The sequence below is a fragment of the Streptomyces sp. NPDC030840 genome (genome assembly GCF_055572015.1).
Genome location: NZ_JBVIEE010000014.1, coordinates 1 through 14,853, shown reverse-complemented (window position 1 = coordinate 14,853; position 14,853 = coordinate 1). Strand labels below are relative to the sequence as shown.

Annotated in this window: 12 protein-coding genes and 1 pseudogene; 8 read left to right on the top strand and 5 right to left on the bottom strand. The window is 72.0% G+C overall.

The window, feature by feature from the left end; all coding sequences use genetic code 11:
* The first annotated feature begins 3 nt into the window (after positions 1 to 3).
* From ACZ49J_RS27250 to ACZ49J_RS27225, 6 genes are all read left to right on the top strand, one after another.
* On the top strand, positions 4 to 1,656 hold the full coding sequence (locus ACZ49J_RS27250) for an ABC transporter substrate-binding protein (protein ID WP_467452530.1): 1,653 nt from the start codon (positions 4 to 6) through the stop codon (positions 1,654 to 1,656).
* A 7-nt stretch (positions 1,657 to 1,663) separates the two neighbouring features.
* Complete coding sequence (locus tag ACZ49J_RS27245) at positions 1,664 to 2,629, top strand: ABC transporter permease (protein ID WP_467452303.1); 966 nt, start codon at positions 1,664 to 1,666, stop codon at positions 2,627 to 2,629.
* Positions 2,626 to 3,468 (top strand): ABC transporter permease, encoded by an 843-nt coding sequence (locus tag ACZ49J_RS27240; protein WP_467452301.1) that lies wholly within the window; start codon positions 2,626 to 2,628, stop codon positions 3,466 to 3,468. Before ACZ49J_RS27245 ends, ACZ49J_RS27240 begins: the two co-directional genes overlap by 4 nt.
* Positions 3,468 to 4,424, top strand: a complete 957-nt coding sequence (locus tag ACZ49J_RS27235; RefSeq protein WP_467452300.1) for an ABC transporter ATP-binding protein — start codon at positions 3,468 to 3,470, stop codon at positions 4,422 to 4,424. Before ACZ49J_RS27240 ends, ACZ49J_RS27235 begins: the two co-directional genes overlap by 1 nt.
* Positions 4,421 to 5,251: an ABC transporter ATP-binding protein gene (locus ACZ49J_RS27230; protein ID WP_467452299.1), complete on the top strand. Its 831-nt coding sequence runs from the start codon at positions 4,421 to 4,423 to the stop codon at positions 5,249 to 5,251. The genes ACZ49J_RS27235 and ACZ49J_RS27230 overlap by 4 nt, the downstream gene beginning before the upstream one ends.
* 137 nt (positions 5,252 to 5,388) lie before the next feature.
* The gene (locus ACZ49J_RS27225) at positions 5,389 to 6,858 is read left to right on the top strand and encodes an esterase (protein WP_467452297.1); all 1,470 of its coding nucleotides are present in this window, start codon (positions 5,389 to 5,391) and stop codon (positions 6,856 to 6,858) included.
* Positions 6,859 to 6,889: 31 nt separating this feature from the next.
* Here ACZ49J_RS27225 and ACZ49J_RS27220 read toward each other — a convergent pair whose 3' ends face one another.
* The gene (locus ACZ49J_RS27220; RefSeq protein WP_467452296.1) at positions 6,890 to 8,131 is read right to left on the bottom strand and encodes a DUF6777 domain-containing protein; all 1,242 of its coding nucleotides are present in this window, start codon (positions 8,129 to 8,131) and stop codon (positions 6,890 to 6,892) included.
* Between the two features lie 212 nt (positions 8,132 to 8,343).
* Here ACZ49J_RS27220 and ACZ49J_RS27215 point away from each other — a divergent pair, with 212 nt between their 5' ends.
* Positions 8,344 to 9,627 carry a streptophobe family protein gene (locus ACZ49J_RS27215; protein WP_467452294.1) on the top strand — a complete coding sequence of 428 codons (1,284 nt, stop codon included), beginning with the start codon at positions 8,344 to 8,346 and terminating at the stop codon, positions 9,625 to 9,627.
* A gap of 25 nt (positions 9,628 to 9,652) precedes the next feature.
* Here the strand turns inward: ACZ49J_RS27215 and ACZ49J_RS27210 are convergent, their stop codons facing one another.
* The 4 genes from ACZ49J_RS27210 to ACZ49J_RS27195 all read right to left on the bottom strand — a co-directional run bounded on the left by ACZ49J_RS27210 (position 9,653) and on the right by ACZ49J_RS27195 (position 14,165).
* Positions 9,653 to 10,588, bottom strand: coding sequence for a serine/threonine-protein kinase (locus ACZ49J_RS27210; protein WP_467452293.1), 936 nt, complete (start codon positions 10,586 to 10,588; stop codon positions 9,653 to 9,655).
* Positions 10,581 to 11,312, bottom strand: coding sequence for a hypothetical protein (locus ACZ49J_RS27205; RefSeq protein WP_467452292.1), 732 nt, complete (start codon positions 11,310 to 11,312; stop codon positions 10,581 to 10,583). Before ACZ49J_RS27205 ends, ACZ49J_RS27210 begins: the two co-directional genes overlap by 8 nt.
* Entirely contained in the window at positions 11,312 to 13,651 is a 2,340-nt protein-coding gene (locus ACZ49J_RS27200; protein WP_467452291.1) for an FHA domain-containing protein, read from the bottom strand. Before ACZ49J_RS27200 ends, ACZ49J_RS27205 begins: the two co-directional genes overlap by 1 nt.
* A 103-nt stretch (positions 13,652 to 13,754) precedes the next feature.
* A complete protein-coding gene (locus tag ACZ49J_RS27195; RefSeq protein ID WP_467452290.1) occupies positions 13,755 to 14,165 on the bottom strand; it encodes a hypothetical protein in 411 nt (136 codons plus the stop codon).
* A 477-nt stretch (positions 14,166 to 14,642) separates the two neighbouring features.
* Here ACZ49J_RS27195 and ACZ49J_RS27190 point away from each other — a divergent pair.
* A pseudogene (locus tag ACZ49J_RS27190) lies at positions 14,643 to 14,813 on the top strand (DUF1905 domain-containing protein); the annotation flags it as partial.
* Between the last annotated feature and the right edge of the window lie 40 nt (positions 14,814 to 14,853).

Here is a 14,853-nt window from a genome sequence, read left to right as displayed (position 1 = left end):
GCGATGACGACGAAGACGAACAAGCGGAGAGCGGTGACCGCAGGGCTGGTCACCGCGGGCCTGCTCACGGCAGTGGGCTGCAGCGGCGCCGACACGGCCACCACCGGCGGCGCGCCGGCCGACGCCGCCAAGCTGAAGCTCACTCCCACCACACCCACCGCCAATGGCACGGTCCAAAAGGTGAACTGGCTGCTGGAGGACGAGCCGGACTCCCTGGACGTCGACACCCAGGGCTCCAGCGCGGGCCGTGTCGTCCTCACCAACGTCTGCGAGCGGCTCTACCAGTTGCAGCCCGACATGACGGTCAAGCCCTTCCTCGCCGAGAAGGCCGCCACCCCCGACGACAGGACCCTCGTCCTGACCGTCCGCGACGGCGTCACCTTCCACGACGGCTCGAAGCTGACCGCCGACGACGTGCTGTGGAGCCTTGAGCGGCACGCCGACCCGGACATGGAGCAGAGCGACGAGTTCCCCAATGTCGCCTCCATGAGGAAGACCGGTGCCGACGAGATCACCATCCGCTTCAAGAAGCCCGACGCCCTGTTCACCAAGGCGCTCGCGGGCGACGCCGGCATCGTCTGGAACAAGGAGCAGGTGGAGAAGGCCGGCGAGGACTTCGGCACACCCGGCCAGGGCGACGCCTGCTCGGGCCCGTACGAGCTGACGGGCTGGAAGTCCGGGGACTCGATCACCATCCGGGCGTACGACGACTACTGGGGTGCGAAGCCGCTCACCCGGCAGGTCGACTTCCGCTGGGCGTCGGACAGCGCACTCGTCAACGCCCTCAAGACCGGGGCCGCCGACGGCACGTTCGCCGAGTCGCCCAACACCGCCTCCGCCCTGCGCGGCGCCAAGGGCCTCAGCCAGTACTACGGTCCCTCGACCGCCACCCTCGACCTCATCCCCACCGAACGCGGCGGCCTCAAGGACCCGAGGATCCGCCGGGCCCTGTCGCTCGCGCTCGACCGGTCGGGCATCGCCAAGTCCGGTTACGGAGGGCTCGTCGAGCCCTGGGCCAGCCCGGTGGGCTCCGGTTCCTGGGGTTACGCGAAGGCGGAATTCAACGCCGCGCAGAAGGAGTTGGCCGCCACGGCCCCGGCGTCGCCCGACGCCGGCGACATCACCGAGGCCAAGCGGCTGGTCAAGGAGGCCGGGACGCCCACCGAGCCGATCATCATCGGCACGGACGCCACCCAGGGCCGTACCGTGGTCGCCAATGCCGTCCGGGCCGCGCTCCAGCGCATCGGGCTCAAGGGCACCATCAAGACCGTCCCCACCACACAGTTCGAGGAGTTCTACAGCGACCCGCGGGCCCGGGCCGAGATCGACGTGCTCGTCGGGGACTGGTACATCTCCAAGTCGGACCCGATGGGCTTCTACGACAACGGCCTGTCCGACTCGTCCAACAACTGGGTCGGCTTCAAGGACGCCACGTACGACAAGAAGGTGAACCAGGCGCTGGCCACCCTCGACGACGCCGAGCGGGCGGGCCTCGCGGTCGACGTGCAGCGGCGGTTCGCCGACGCCGCCGTGTGGATCCCCGTCGCGCAGGTGCCGTCGGTGCTGGTGCTCAGCGACGAACTGACCGGCGCGCCCGCCTCGCAGGCGTATCTGTACTACCCCTGGGCCGCCGAGCTCGGCGCCAAGAAGGGCTGACACCGCCATGCACGCCCTGATCGCGCGCCGGATCGTACGGCGTCTGGCCGGATTCCTGGCCACGCTCCTCGCAGCGTCGTTCGTCATCTTCGCCGCCGTGTACGCGGCGCCCGGCGATCCCGCCGTCTTCCTCGCCGGAGGCCGCGACAAGCTCACCCCCGAGCGGCTCGCGGCCGTCCGCGCCCAGTACCACCTCGACGAGCCGCTGGTCGTCCAGTACGGCCGCTGGCTGTGGGACTGCCTCCACCTCGACCTCGGCCGCTCCTTCAAGTACAGCGACCAGGTGGCCGACCTGGTCGCGGCCCGCCTGCCGACGACCCTGGCACTGGTCGCCTACGCGACACTGCTGTTCGTCGTGCTCGGCGTGGGAGCGGGCATCCTGGCGGCGGTGAGGCAGTCGAGCTGGGTCGACTCGGCGGTCGTGGGCGGTACGACGCTGGCCGCGTCCGTGCCGTCGTTCGTCGCCGCCATCGCGCTCGTCTCGCTCTTCGGAGTGCGGCTCGGCTGGTTCCCGGTGACGGGCGGCGGCAGCGGTTTCACCGGCACACTGCACCATCTGACGCTGCCCGCCCTGTCGTTGGCGCTCGGCGCCCTCGCCCTGATCAGCCGGGTCACCCGGCAGGCCATGGCGGACGCCGCCGCCTCCGACCACGTCGAGGCGGCCCGCGCCTCGGGCATCCCCGAGCGGGACATCATCCGCCGCCATGTGCTGCGCAACGCGCTCGGCCCGATCATCACCATGTGCGGTCTGGTCATGGCCGGGATGCTCGCCGGAGCCGTGGTCGTGGAGACCGCGTTCGGCATGAGCGGCATCGGTTCGCTGCTCGTCGGAGCGATCAACACCCATGACTTCCCCGTGGCGCAGGCCGTGCTGCTGCTGATGGTCACCGGCTACATCGCCGTCACCACCGTCGTGGACCTGGTCCATCCACTCCTCGACCCGCGCGTCCGCGAGGAGGCCCGTACCGCATGACCGCGCTCACCCTCACACCCGTCCGCGTACGGCCCCGCCGTCCCGTCGGTGTCACGGTCGCCGCCGGAGTCCTGGCCCTGGTGGTCCTGGCCGCGGCGCTGGCGCCCCTGCTCGCGCCGTACGCGCCCGACGCCATCGACCTGTCCGCGTCGCTCGCCGGCACCGGCTCCGGCCACCTCCTGGGCACCGACGCCTCCGGTCAGGACCTGCTCTCGCGCGTCCTGTACGGCGCCCGCACGAGCCTGATAGCGCCCCTGCTGCTCCTCGCGGTGGCCGCGCTGCTCGGGGTCACCCTCGGCGTGCTCGCCGCGTGGCGCGGCGGCTGGGTCGACGCGTTCGTCTCCCGGCTCACGGACGTCATGTACGCCTTCCCCGGACTGCTGTTCACCGTCCTGATCATCGCGGTGTTCGGCACCGGCATGACCACGTCGGTGCTGGCCCTGGGCCTCGCGTACACGCCGACCGTCGCCAAGTACACCCGCTCGCTCGCCCTCGCCGAGGCCCGCAAACCGTACGTCGACGCCTATCGGGTGCAGGGCATGGGCGGCGCCCGCATCTGCGCGTTGCATCTGGTGCCGAACCTCGGCCGGGCGGTGACCGGCTATCTGGTGGTGCTCTTCGGGGAGGCGCTGATGTCGCTGGCCACCCTGTCCTACCTGGGTTTCGGCGCCCAGCCGCCCAGCTCCGACTGGGGGTTGATGGTGCAGGAGGGGCAGGCGGCCGTCGTCCAGGGCGCGCTGCTGCCCGCTCTCGTCCCGGGCACGGCCATCGCCGCGGTCGTCGTGTCCTTCAACGTGGTCGGCGTCTGGGCGGCCGACCGGCTCGGAAGGCAGGGCTGATGCTGCTCACCCTCGACCACCTGACCGTCGGGATCCCGGGCGCCGCCCGGCCGGTCCTCGACGACGTCTGCCTGCGCGTCGCTCCCGGCGAGGTCGTCGGTCTGGTCGGCGAGTCCGGCTCGGGCAAGTCGACGACGGCGAAGGCCGCGCTCGGACTGCTGCCGGGCGGGGCGCGGGCCTCAGGCACGGTACGGGTGGGGGATGCCGACGTCCTCTCCCTCACCGGCGCGGAACTGCGCCGCCACCGCGCCCGCACCGTCGCCATGATCCACCAGGACCCGCGGGCCGCCCTCAACCCCGTGCGCCGCATCGGTGACTTCCTCCACGAGCGGGGAGCGGACCGGAAGGAGGCCGCCGAACTCCTCGGCGCCGTCGGGCTGTCCGAGCCCGAGCGGCGGCTGCGGCAGCGCCCGCACGAACTCTCCGGCGGCATGCTCCAACGTGTCGTCATCGCCGGGGCACTCGCCGCCCGGCCCCGGCTACTTCTCGCCGACGAGGCGACGAGCGCGCTCGACGTCACCACCCAGGCCGAGATCCTCGCCCTGCTGCGCACCCTGCGCGCAGAGCACGGCGCCGGGCTGCTGTTCATCACCCACGACCTGCACCTCGCGGCCGCGTACTGCGACCGGGTGTACGTCATGTACGCGGGCCGGGTCGTCGAACAGCGCACCGCCGGGGCCCTGTTCACCGACCCCGTCCACCCGTACACACGCGGCCTGCTGTCCTGCTCCCCGTCCCTGGGCGAGGCACCGCGCAGCCTTCGGCCCATCCCGGGCCGCCCTCCGTCCCTGAGCGACGCCTTTCCCGGCTGCCCGTTCGCGTCCCGCTGCCCCGACGCGCAGCCCGACTGCGAGACCTGGCGTCCGGAGGCGGTGGCGCTTTTGGACGGCGGGACGGCAGCGTGCCGCCGCGTGCCGGCCGCCGTGTCCGCCACGGCTGAAAGGACCACGACATGACCGACCACGGCGACGACCTGGACGACCTGCTGGTCGTGGACAAGCTGTGCAAGACCTACCCGCTGCCGGGACGGGGCCGTCTCACCGCGGCCGAGGACGTGTCGTTCGCCGTGGCCCGCGGCGGCTCCCTCGGTATCGTCGGGGAGTCCGGTTCCGGCAAGACGACGGTGGCCCGGATGCTCGTCGGCCTGGTGCGCCCCGACGCGGGAACGGTCGCGGTCGACGGCCGCCCGCGTGAACACCGCGCCCGCCGGCGCAGGGAGGCACGGCTGGCCCGCGCACGGGAGATCCAGATGGTCTTCCAGGATCCGTACGTCTCGCTCGACCCGCGGCTGACGGCGGGGCAGTGCCTGCGCACCGCCCTGCGACTGCACGGCCGGGACGAGCACCTGGCCACCGAGCTGCTCGACCGGGTCGGGCTCGGCGAGCGGGAGGCCGGCGCACGGCCCCGGCAGCTGTCCGGCGGCCAGCGGCAGCGGCTCGCCATCGCCCGGGCCCTCGCGGTCGACCCGCGTGTGCTGGTCCTGGACGAGGCGGTGGCCGCGCTGGACGTGTCCATCCAGGCCCAGATCCTCCAGTTGCTCGACGAGATCCGCCGCGACACCGGCGTCGCCCTCGTCTTCGTCAGCCACGACCTCGCCGTGGTCCAGCACATCACCGACGAGGTCCTGGTCATGCGGCGCGGGCGGGTCGTCGAGCAGGGCCCGACGCGGCAGGTGCTCGGCGAACCGGCCGATCCGTACACACGGTTGCTTCTGGCCGCCGTACCGAGGGAGGGCTGGAACCCCGACGACGCGCTCGCGGCGCGAAAGGCACTCGCCGGGTAGGGCCGTTCCGCCGCGGCTCCTGGCACCCGTACAACCCTTGCGCTCCATCCGGTGTCAAACAGGACGCCGGACAAGGAACGGGCCCTTTTCCGGACACCCCCGCGCAGCCCGGCCGTTTCCCTCTGTCAGGAGCCGCCATGCGCACCAACCGTTCGGCCGCCCTCGCGGCGGCCACATTCCTTCTCGTCTCCGGCGCGGCCATCGCCGCCGCCCCTTCCGCGTACGCCGGTGTGCCCGGCGGAACGCAAGCGAGCGACCGCAACAGCGACTTCAACGGCGACGGTTACGAGGACGTGCTGGTGGGCGCGCCCGGTGCCACCGTCAGCGGCAAGAAGGGCGCCGGCCTCGTCACCGTGCAGTACGGCTCGACGAGAGGCATCGGCACCTCCAACGTGGCGCGGTTCAGCCAGTCCACGACCGGGGTCGCCGGAGCCGCCGAGGCCGGTGACGGCTTCGGGAAGGCCGTCGCGACCGGTGACCTCGACGGGGACGGTTACGACGACGCCGTCGTCGGCATACCCGGCGAGGACCTCGGCACCGTCAGGGACGCGGGCGGGGTCGCCGTGCTCTGGGGATCGAGGTCCGGGCTCACCGGAGCCGCCAGCGACTGGCTCCAGACCCAGGAGCCCACCGCGGGCGAGAAGTTCGGCAGCGCCCTCGCCGCCGCCCACTTCACCAACGAAACGCCGGGTGACCTGCTGGCCGTCCTCACCGGGGACGACCTGGAGCTGTTCGCGTACGACTCCGGTACGCAGAACTCGCTCAGGCAGCGCTCCACGCAGCGCCTGTCCGCGCAGGCCGAACCGCGGAACATCCTGCCCAAGTCGCTGACCACGGGCGACTACGACAAGAACGGCTACGCCGACCTCGTCGTGTCCGGCCTCACGGTCGGCGACGAACCGGGCAACGGCTGGTCCGTCCTGCTGTCGGGCCACGCGGACGGTCTGGCGTACGCGCGCGAGTTCGAGGGCGGCCCGGTCGCCGCGTCCGGTGACATCAACAAGGACGGGTACGACGACCTGGTCACCGGTGAGCCGCACGGCCCGAGGGACGTCTACGGCGAGGTATGGGCAGGGGGTGTGATCGGCGTGCGCCTCGGCGGCCCCGACGGACTCACGGAGGACGCCGACTGGTGGACCCAGGCTTCCACCGGCGTGCCGGGCAATCCCGAGGTCGGTGACGGCTGGGGTACGGACCTGTCGGTCGCGGACACCAACGGCGACGGGTACGCGGACGTGGCGATCGGCGCCTCCGGCGAGGACATCGGTACGGTCGCCGACGCGGGCGCGGTGTGGGTGCTGCGGGGATCCGCCACCGGTCTCACGGCCACCGGCGCGAAGTCGTGGGACCAGAACTCGGCGAACGTGCCGGGCGTTGCCGAGAAGGGCGACAAGTGGGGCGCCCAGGTCCGCCTCACCGACCCGAACCGTGACGGCCGCTTCGGGCTGCTCGCCTCCGCGCCCGGCGAGAACACCGGCGACGGCTACGTCTGGGTGCTGTCGGCGGGCTCGGGAGGCGTCACGGCTTCCGGGTCGTGGACGTACAGCGCGGGGTCGCTGGGCGCCCCGTCCGCGGACGCCGCGTTCGGTGCGGCGATCGACGAGTAGTAGGGCGACTGTCGCGGGGCCCGCCGTGCTCTCAGGCTCCCGGAGACGGCGCGGTCGCCGTCTGTGGGGTGGTGAGGTCGCCGGACGCGGACGACGTTCCGGGTGAGCCCTGCGTCGGTGACGTCGCCTCCTGTGACGTCGGCGCCTCGGAAGTCGTCGGCGCCTGCGAGGTCGTCGGCTCGTCCGGGGTGGACTCCTCGGAGGTGGAATCCTCTGATGTCGGCTCCCGCGTCGTGGGTTCCGAGGGGGACTCGGAGGACGGTGACTCGCCCGTCGGCGTGCCCGGAGAGGTCGACGGCTTCGACGGCGTCGGGACCGGCGTGTGCTTGGGCGGGTCGGTCTTCTTGTCCTTGCGGCCGGTGTCGCCCTTGTGGCGTTCGAACCACTCGCCGTTGTCGACGTTGAGGACGACGAAGCTGTTGATGACCGTCGTGGACTCCTGGACGACCACGATGTTCTGCCTGCGGTATCCCGGCCAGCGCTCGCCGGTCTCCTTGAACCCGGCCTTCTGCGCGATGGGCGGGGTCAGCGGGTTGCCGCACGCGCAGCGCACCCGCGGCACTCCGCGGTCGTCGACGAGCACGGCCGTGCCGGTCTGGAGGAGTGCCTGGTAGGGCACGGCCCTGCCGTCCCGGAAGCCGTGGTTGGTGACACGCGTGTCGTACCGCAACTGCAGGGGGGTGAGCGAGCGGAGGTAGTCGGGGACCTCGGAAGGCCGGATGCCGTGTACGGAGGCGAACGCCCGGTTCCTGTCGGGGGCCGACCGGAGGAACTCGATCTGCTTGCCGATGTCGCAACTGGTCCTGTTGCGGGTCCCGCCGTAGAGGCCGGGCGTGTCGCCGCGCGCGGTGCGCACGACGTTGGTGTCCTGCGTCGGGGTGGCCGACGGCGTCTCGGCAGGCGCGGCGCTGTCGGTGGCCGACGAATCGGTGAACGGGCGGGGGCCGGTCTCGCCGGCCGGCTGGAGGAACACCTCGCCCTCGGAGGCGACTTCCTCGCCGGAGCCCGATCCGCCGCCGGAGGTGCTGAAGACGACGGCGAGCACCACCGCGGCGACGACGACGGTGGTGATGACGGCGACGCGAGGTGCGGACCTCCACCAGGGCCGTTCGGGTCCCTGACCTCCTGGCCCGGACGGACCACCGGGCCCGGACGGACCCCCCGGGGCTCCCCCGCCGGACCCGTCGGACCCGCCGGCCTGTCCGGGCCTGCCCGACAGCGGGCCTGACGGTGGTCCTGTGGGACGGCCGGAGGACGGCTCTTCGACGCTCACGGGCTTCTCTTCCCGCCGCAAGGGGCACGGCATTTGGGATATTCTGTGCCGTTTCTTACACAACAGACCCATTGTGTGCCCGAGGCCGGGCCGGCTCGCAAGCGGACGCGTCCCGTTCCCCCGGCGCCGGTCGCCGTCCGACACGGTCGGCCCCTCCCGCCGCGCGAACCGTCCCGGCGCTGCCTAGCGTGGGCAGCGTGCGTCCCCGGGCCATGCGCTCTCCGTCCCCCTCCGACCAGGCGCCGCTCGGTCGCGAGGCGGCCCGGCACGGGTGGGTACAGGCCGTGGTGACAGTCCTGTCCGGGCTGGTGGCCATGGCACTGGTCGCCGCGCTCGGGCTGTGGGCAGCAGGCGCCACGGACCTCCCCGACAACGCCTACCCCCGGGTCGTCGCGGCCACCGTCGCCGTGGCGGTCGGCGGCACGGTCGAGCTCTCGGGCAACGCCGGCGACTTCGCCGAGACCGAGGGCGGTCTGACCGTGATCCCCCTGTCGGTGACCCTCGCGGGAACCCTGGTGATCGCCGCCGGCTTCCTGCGGCCGCTCAGGCACCGGGCGGTGACCGGGGCGCCCGAGCTGGGCGGCTGGGCCGCGCGTCTCGCCGTGCTGTGGCTGGCCGTCCTGATCGTCCTGTCGCTCGTGGCCCGTGAGACGTTCCCGGTCTCGCTGGGGGACGACACGCTGGAGGACCTGGGCGATCTGTTCGGTGTCCCCGATCCCGAGGTCGGCTTCACGACCGACGTGCCGCAGACCGTGGTCTTCGGGATGCTGTGGCTGGCGGGCGTGCTCGTCCTGGCGCTGCTGGTCTCGCGCGGGGCGCCGCTGCCGGCCCGGCTGGTGCGCTTCCAGGAGTCGGTGCGTCCGGCCGCGTACGCCATGGTGGTGCTGCTGCTCGCGTGCGTCGCCGTGGGGCTGGTGATCGCGCTGGTGGTGGCGGCCACGCGGGGTCACGCCAGGGAGACGTTCGCGGTCATCCTGCTCGGGCTGCCCAATCTGGTGTGGCTGGCGTTCACGATCGGTCTCGGCGCGTCCTGGAAGGGCCATGTGGAGGGCCCGTTCGGGCTGCCCATGCCCCATGTGCTGGACGAGGTGCTGCGCACGCCGGAGGACACCACGCTGAACCTGGTGACGCTCGCCGAGTACGACGGCAGGGTGTGGTGGCTGCTGGTCGTGGACGTGGTGCTGGTGACGGCGGCGGCGTTCGTGATGGCCGCCCGTTCCCCGGCGCGCGTCCGATGGTGGCGGCACTCCGTGCACATGGCGATCGCTCTCGTACTGACCGTTCTGATGATCTGCCTGGTCGCGCGGATCGGCGCCCGCTTCGGTCTGTCGGTGCTCGGTATCGGCGACCTCGGCGGAGTGCTGTCCGGCGAGCTCTACCTCCGGTCCGAGTGGTGGACCGCACTGGGTTTCGCCGTGCTGTGGGGCCTGGTGACGGGTTTCCTCGGCTGGGCGCTGGCGAAGAAGGTCCGGCGGCGGGGCGAGGTCGGCGGCTGAGCGCGTCCCGGTGCCGGCGGAGCGCTCAGCCGCGGAAGACGGGGCGGGCCCACGACGGCGGCTCCGGTACGTCCGGGTGGCGCAGCGTGGGCAGAGCGGCGGCCCGCAGCGCGGCGACGAAGGCGCGGCAGGAGTCGTGCCGGTCGTCGGGGCTCTTGGCGAGGGCCTTCGCGAGGACTTCGTCGACCGCGGCGGTCAGGTCGGGCCGCCTCCGGGTCAGAGGCGGCGGCTCCTCGTTCTGGTGTGCCCACAGCACCGCCACATCGTCGTCGCGCTGGAAGGGCGGACGGCCCATGAGGGTCTCGTGGACGACGCAGGCGAGGCTGTAGACGTCACAGCGCCCGTCGACCGGCTTGCCGGAGATCTGTTCCGGAGCCATGTAGTCGATGGTGCCGACGAACTGGCCGACCGTCGTGAATCCCGTCAGCGACAGTGACCGCTTCGTCAGGCCGAAGTCGGTGAGGTAGACGTGTTCGGGGTGGTCGCTGTCGATGCCCGGCGCGACCAGGATGTTGCCGGGTTTGACATCCCGGTGCACCAGCCCGTGGTCGTGGGCGGCGTCGAGTGCCGAGGCCACCTGCGCGGCGATCCGGGTGGCGTCCTCGATCGGCAGCGGCCCTTCCCGGTCGAGCAGTTGGCGCAGGTCCCGCCCGTCGACGTACATCATGGCGATGTAGAGGACGCCGTCCGCCTCACCGGCCTCGAAGACGGGCACGATGTGCGGGTGGTCGATCGCCGCGGCCACCCGCGACTCGTGGGTGAAGCGACGGCGGAAGGTGTCGTTGCGCGCGAGTTCCGGGGCGAGCAGCTTCAGCGCGACGCGGCGGTCCAGCCGCAGGTCCCAGGCCTTGTAGACGACCGCCATGCCGCCGTGCCCGATCTCGCTCTCGACGCGGTACCCGGCGATCTGGTGTCCGACGAGGCCCGAGGGGTGCCCCGCGTGCGGCTGGGTGTCACTCATCGGGCGTCACCGGCCGGACCAGGCGCGTCGGTTCGTGGTTCTCTCCCCTTCCGCGCTCAGGTGCCTGTTCCGTTTCCCGGACCGGGCGGTTCGGCTCGTGGCTCTGTGTCCGCGCGGGCTCCTCGGGTCCCTGTGGGGGTTCGGGCGCCGGTGCGGACCGTGACGGGGGTGCGGGCTCGGGTCCCGCTTCCGGTACGACGCGGGTCGGCTCGGGAGGCGGCGGTGTCCGTGCCGCCGCTGTCGGGGTCTTCGGTGCCGCGTAGGTGCTCAGCCGCGTGCCGTCGCAGTACAGCCACCGTTCTTCGTCGGTGTCGTACAGCCACAGCGACTCGCCGTCGACGACGAGACCGATGCGCAGCCCCCGGGTGCCGTCCCGGAACGACTCGCCGTCCAGACGCCCCTCCACCAGGTCACCGACAGCTCTCCGGTAGCGCTCCAGCGTGTCCTCCGCGCGGTCGAGCAGCGGCCGGGGGTCCCGTACCCGGGAGGGAGCGGCCCCCGCGGCGGGCGGGTCCTGTGGTACGGCGACGAGGAGGCGGCCGTCCACCCAGGCCGACCAGCCGTTGGCGCACATCACCTGGCCCCAGTCACCGCGCCGCTCGACGAGTTGGACCGGCAGGAGGGCGTCGAGCGGCACGGTGGGCCGTGACGGGTCGGGGGTTTCCCAGGCGGGCAGGCCGTCCCGGGGGACGACGTGCGTGGGCCGGAAGCCGGGGGCGGTCATCAGGGCTGCTTCCGCATCACGGCGGGTTCGTGGCGGCGCAGCAGGCGGGCGACGGTGAGCCAGCAGACGGCGGAGAGGACGACCAGCATCCCCATGTCCAGCAGCCACACGCCGGCCGTGTGCTCGAACAGCGGGTCGTCACCTTCGGGCGCGATCCGCGCGAGGTCGATCGTGCCGGCCATCGCGGCGAACGCCCACCGGGACGGCACCAGCCAGGCCACCTGTTCGAGGCCGGGGACACCGTCCACGCGCAGCAGCGTGCCGCAGAAGACGACCTGGACGATGGCGAGGAGGACCAGCAGCGGCATGGTCACCTCCTCCTTGCGGACGACCGCCGACACGACCAGACCCAGCATCATCGCCGTGAAGGACAGCAGCGCCACCGCAAGGATGATCTCCACCAAGGGCGGCATGAGGACACCCTCACCGCCGGGGGCGCCGAGGTCGACTCCGAGCAGGGCGACCAGGGTGAGCACCACGGCCTGGAGGACCGTGACCGTCCCGAGCACCACCACCTTGGACATGAGGTACGCCGATCTGGAGAGGCCCACGGCACGCTCGCGCTGGTAGATCACCCGTTCCTTGACGAGTTCACGCACGGCGTTGGCCGCTCCGGTCAGCACGGCGCCGACGCACAGGATGAGCAACGCGTTCAGCGAGGTCTCGCGGTCCAGCCGGCCGCCGGCCAGGGCGCGCGTCATGCCGCCCAGGACGAACGGCAGCACGATCATGATGGCGAGGAAGACGCGGTCGGCGCTGAGTACGGCCGCGTACCTGCGGACCAGGGTGCCCAGCTGGGCGCCCCAGCTCTGCGGTTTCGGAGGACTGGGCGGCTGCTCCCCGGCGACCGGCTCGGCCCCGGGTACGTAGGGCCGGTCCATCGACGCCTCGACGTAGTGACGGTGGAACGGCGAGTCGCGGTACTCCCCCGCCCAGTCGCGGTCGAGATCCCGGTCGAAGGCCTCGAAGGCCTCGGGCCACTGCTCGAAGCCGAAGAAGGCGAGGGCGTCGTCCGGCGGCCCGTAGTAGGCGGTCCTCCCGCCGGGCGCGAGGAAGAGGAGCCGGTCGCAGACGTCGAGGCTGAGGACGCTGTGAGTGACGACGACCACCGTGCGGCCGTCGTCGGCGAGGCCGCGCAGCATGTGCATCACCGAGCGGTCCATGCCCGGGTCGAGGCCCGAGGTCGGCTCGTCGAGAAAGAGCAGTGACGGCTTGGTGAGCAGTTCCAGGGCGACGCTGACGCGCTTGCGCTGGCCGCCGGAGAGGCTGTGGATGGGCTGCCGGGCGCGCTGCTGGAGGCCCAGCTCGCGGATCACCTCGTCGACCCGCTCCCGGCGCTCGGCCCTGGCCGTGTCCTGGGGGAAGCGCAGTTCCGCGGCGTACGAGAGGGCGCGGCGCACGGTCAGCTGGGTGTGCAGGATGTCGTCCTGCGGAACCAGGCCGATGCGCTGCCTCAGCTCCGCGTAGTCGTGGTAGAGATCGCGGCCGTCGTAGAGAACCGTGCCCGTGTCGGCGGGGCGCTGTCCGGTGAGGGCGTTCAGCAGGGTCGACTTGCCGGCGCCGCTGGGGCCGACCACGGCGAGGAGACATTTTTCGCCGACGGGAAAGGTGACCCTGTCGAGCAGGGTCTTGCGGCCCCGGTCGACGGCGACGACCAGTTCCTGGACGTCGAGCGAGATCTCGCCGGTGTCGACGTACTCCTGCAACTGGTCGCCCACCAGACAGAACGCTGAGTGACCGATGCCGACGATGTCACCCTGGGTGATCCTGGCCCGTTCGACGGGCAGGCCGTTGAGGTACGTGCCGTTGTGGCTGCCGAGGTCGGCGATCTCGTACGTGCCGTCCGGGCGGGCCCGCAGCTCGGCGTGGTGCCGGGAGACGACGAGGTCGTCGATGACCAGGTCGTTGTCGGTGCCGCGGCCGATGCGGACGGTCCGCTCGGGCAGCGGGCGCACACTGGTGGGCTGCCGGAACGTTCCGGTGGCGGCCGGGTGGTGGACCCCGGAGAGGCGTTCCGGGGCGGGGCCGGTGAGGACGGCGCGGGGGCCGTCGGAGGGGCTGCCGAAGTGGATGACGCTGCCCGGTCCGACGTCCCACTCGTACACTCGGCGGCCGTCCGCGTAGGTGCCGTTGGTGCTGTTCTCGTCCTCGATCGTCCAGTGGCCGACCGTGGGCCGGAGCACGGCGTGGTGCCATGAGACCCGGTCGTCGTCCAGGACGATGTCGCTCAACGGATCGCGCCCGACGCGGTACTCGCGGCCCGGGCTCATCAGCGTGGAGCCCGTGTCGGTCTGGATGACGAGTTCAGGCGCGGTCGGCGCGGCCTGCCGTTCGGCCATGCCTGAATTCTATCGATTCGCCCCGACCCGCGCCCGACTGAAGTGGCCCGGGACGGCCGACGGCGACCAGGGACGGCCGGCACTGCTGGGGACGAAAGACCACTCAGGCCGCGGGGGTGGCCATCACCCGGCCGGTGCGCTGCATGCGGAGCGCGTCGATGGACTCAGCGAGCAGCTCGTACTCGGTGGTGTCGTCACAGGTGGCGACGCGCACCAGGTTCCCGGCGGCCAACTCCTCGGCCACCAGCTCCTGTTCGGCCGCGTTGCCGCTCCAGGCGCGAAGGACGCTGGGCACGTCCGGGACGTTGTCGGCGACCGGCACGATGGAGTTCGGGGGGTAGGTGGGATTGTCGGGGTGAGGATCGAGCCGCTCGGCGATCCATAACGCGCGATCTCGCATCCACCACAGGGCCAGGGCTAAGGTGGGCGCGCGGTAGGTTCCCAGCGGAACACCCACGCGTTGTCCACCGCATATGCCATATGCGGTGACATGGCACAGGAATTCGTCGTGCACGTTCGCTCCCCCATCGCACCGCTGACTGCCCGGTCCGGCACCGCTCGCCTTGCGCTCAGCTGGTCGTACACACGGGGCGACGCGCCGGTCGCGCACAGTGGCGCTGAATGTTCATGGCGCAATCACCCTTGGCATTCGAGTATCGCCACTCCTGACACTCTGTCACCATGCCATTCCAGCCAGTCTCCTGGCATATGCGTGACCGGAGTTGGCTGAAACGGTTCGTGATCGCGGTCAGCGGACCCTGGGGGTATGGCCCGAGGGTGATCGACGATGACGTGCGCGGACACCGGGCGTCACGAGAGCGCGGAGGCGTGGGCGGCGGGGCGGGCCACCGACGGCACTGCACCGGCCCGCTTGCCGAGTCCGCGGGCACGGGCACGGGCAGATCGTGGCCGCGGTCCCACGACACCGCCCCTTCGACTGGAGGGTGGTGCGTGGGGTCGGCGGGGCGGCGGGGCGGCGGTGGTCGCCGGGTCCTTCATGGCCCTGGGCGACGGTACGCACATGCTGCCGGTGAAGGCCGAGGTTCGCAGGGCGATCGGTACGGAGGCCGGGGAAACGGTGGCTGTGCGGCTGGAGGAGCGGCTCGGGGGGGGGTGCCTCTATGTCTTTCGTCAAGCGAGGCGTGGAGTTCTGGGTTCGTAGAAGGTGCCGTCGCGGAGCATCGCGAACAGCACGTTGATCC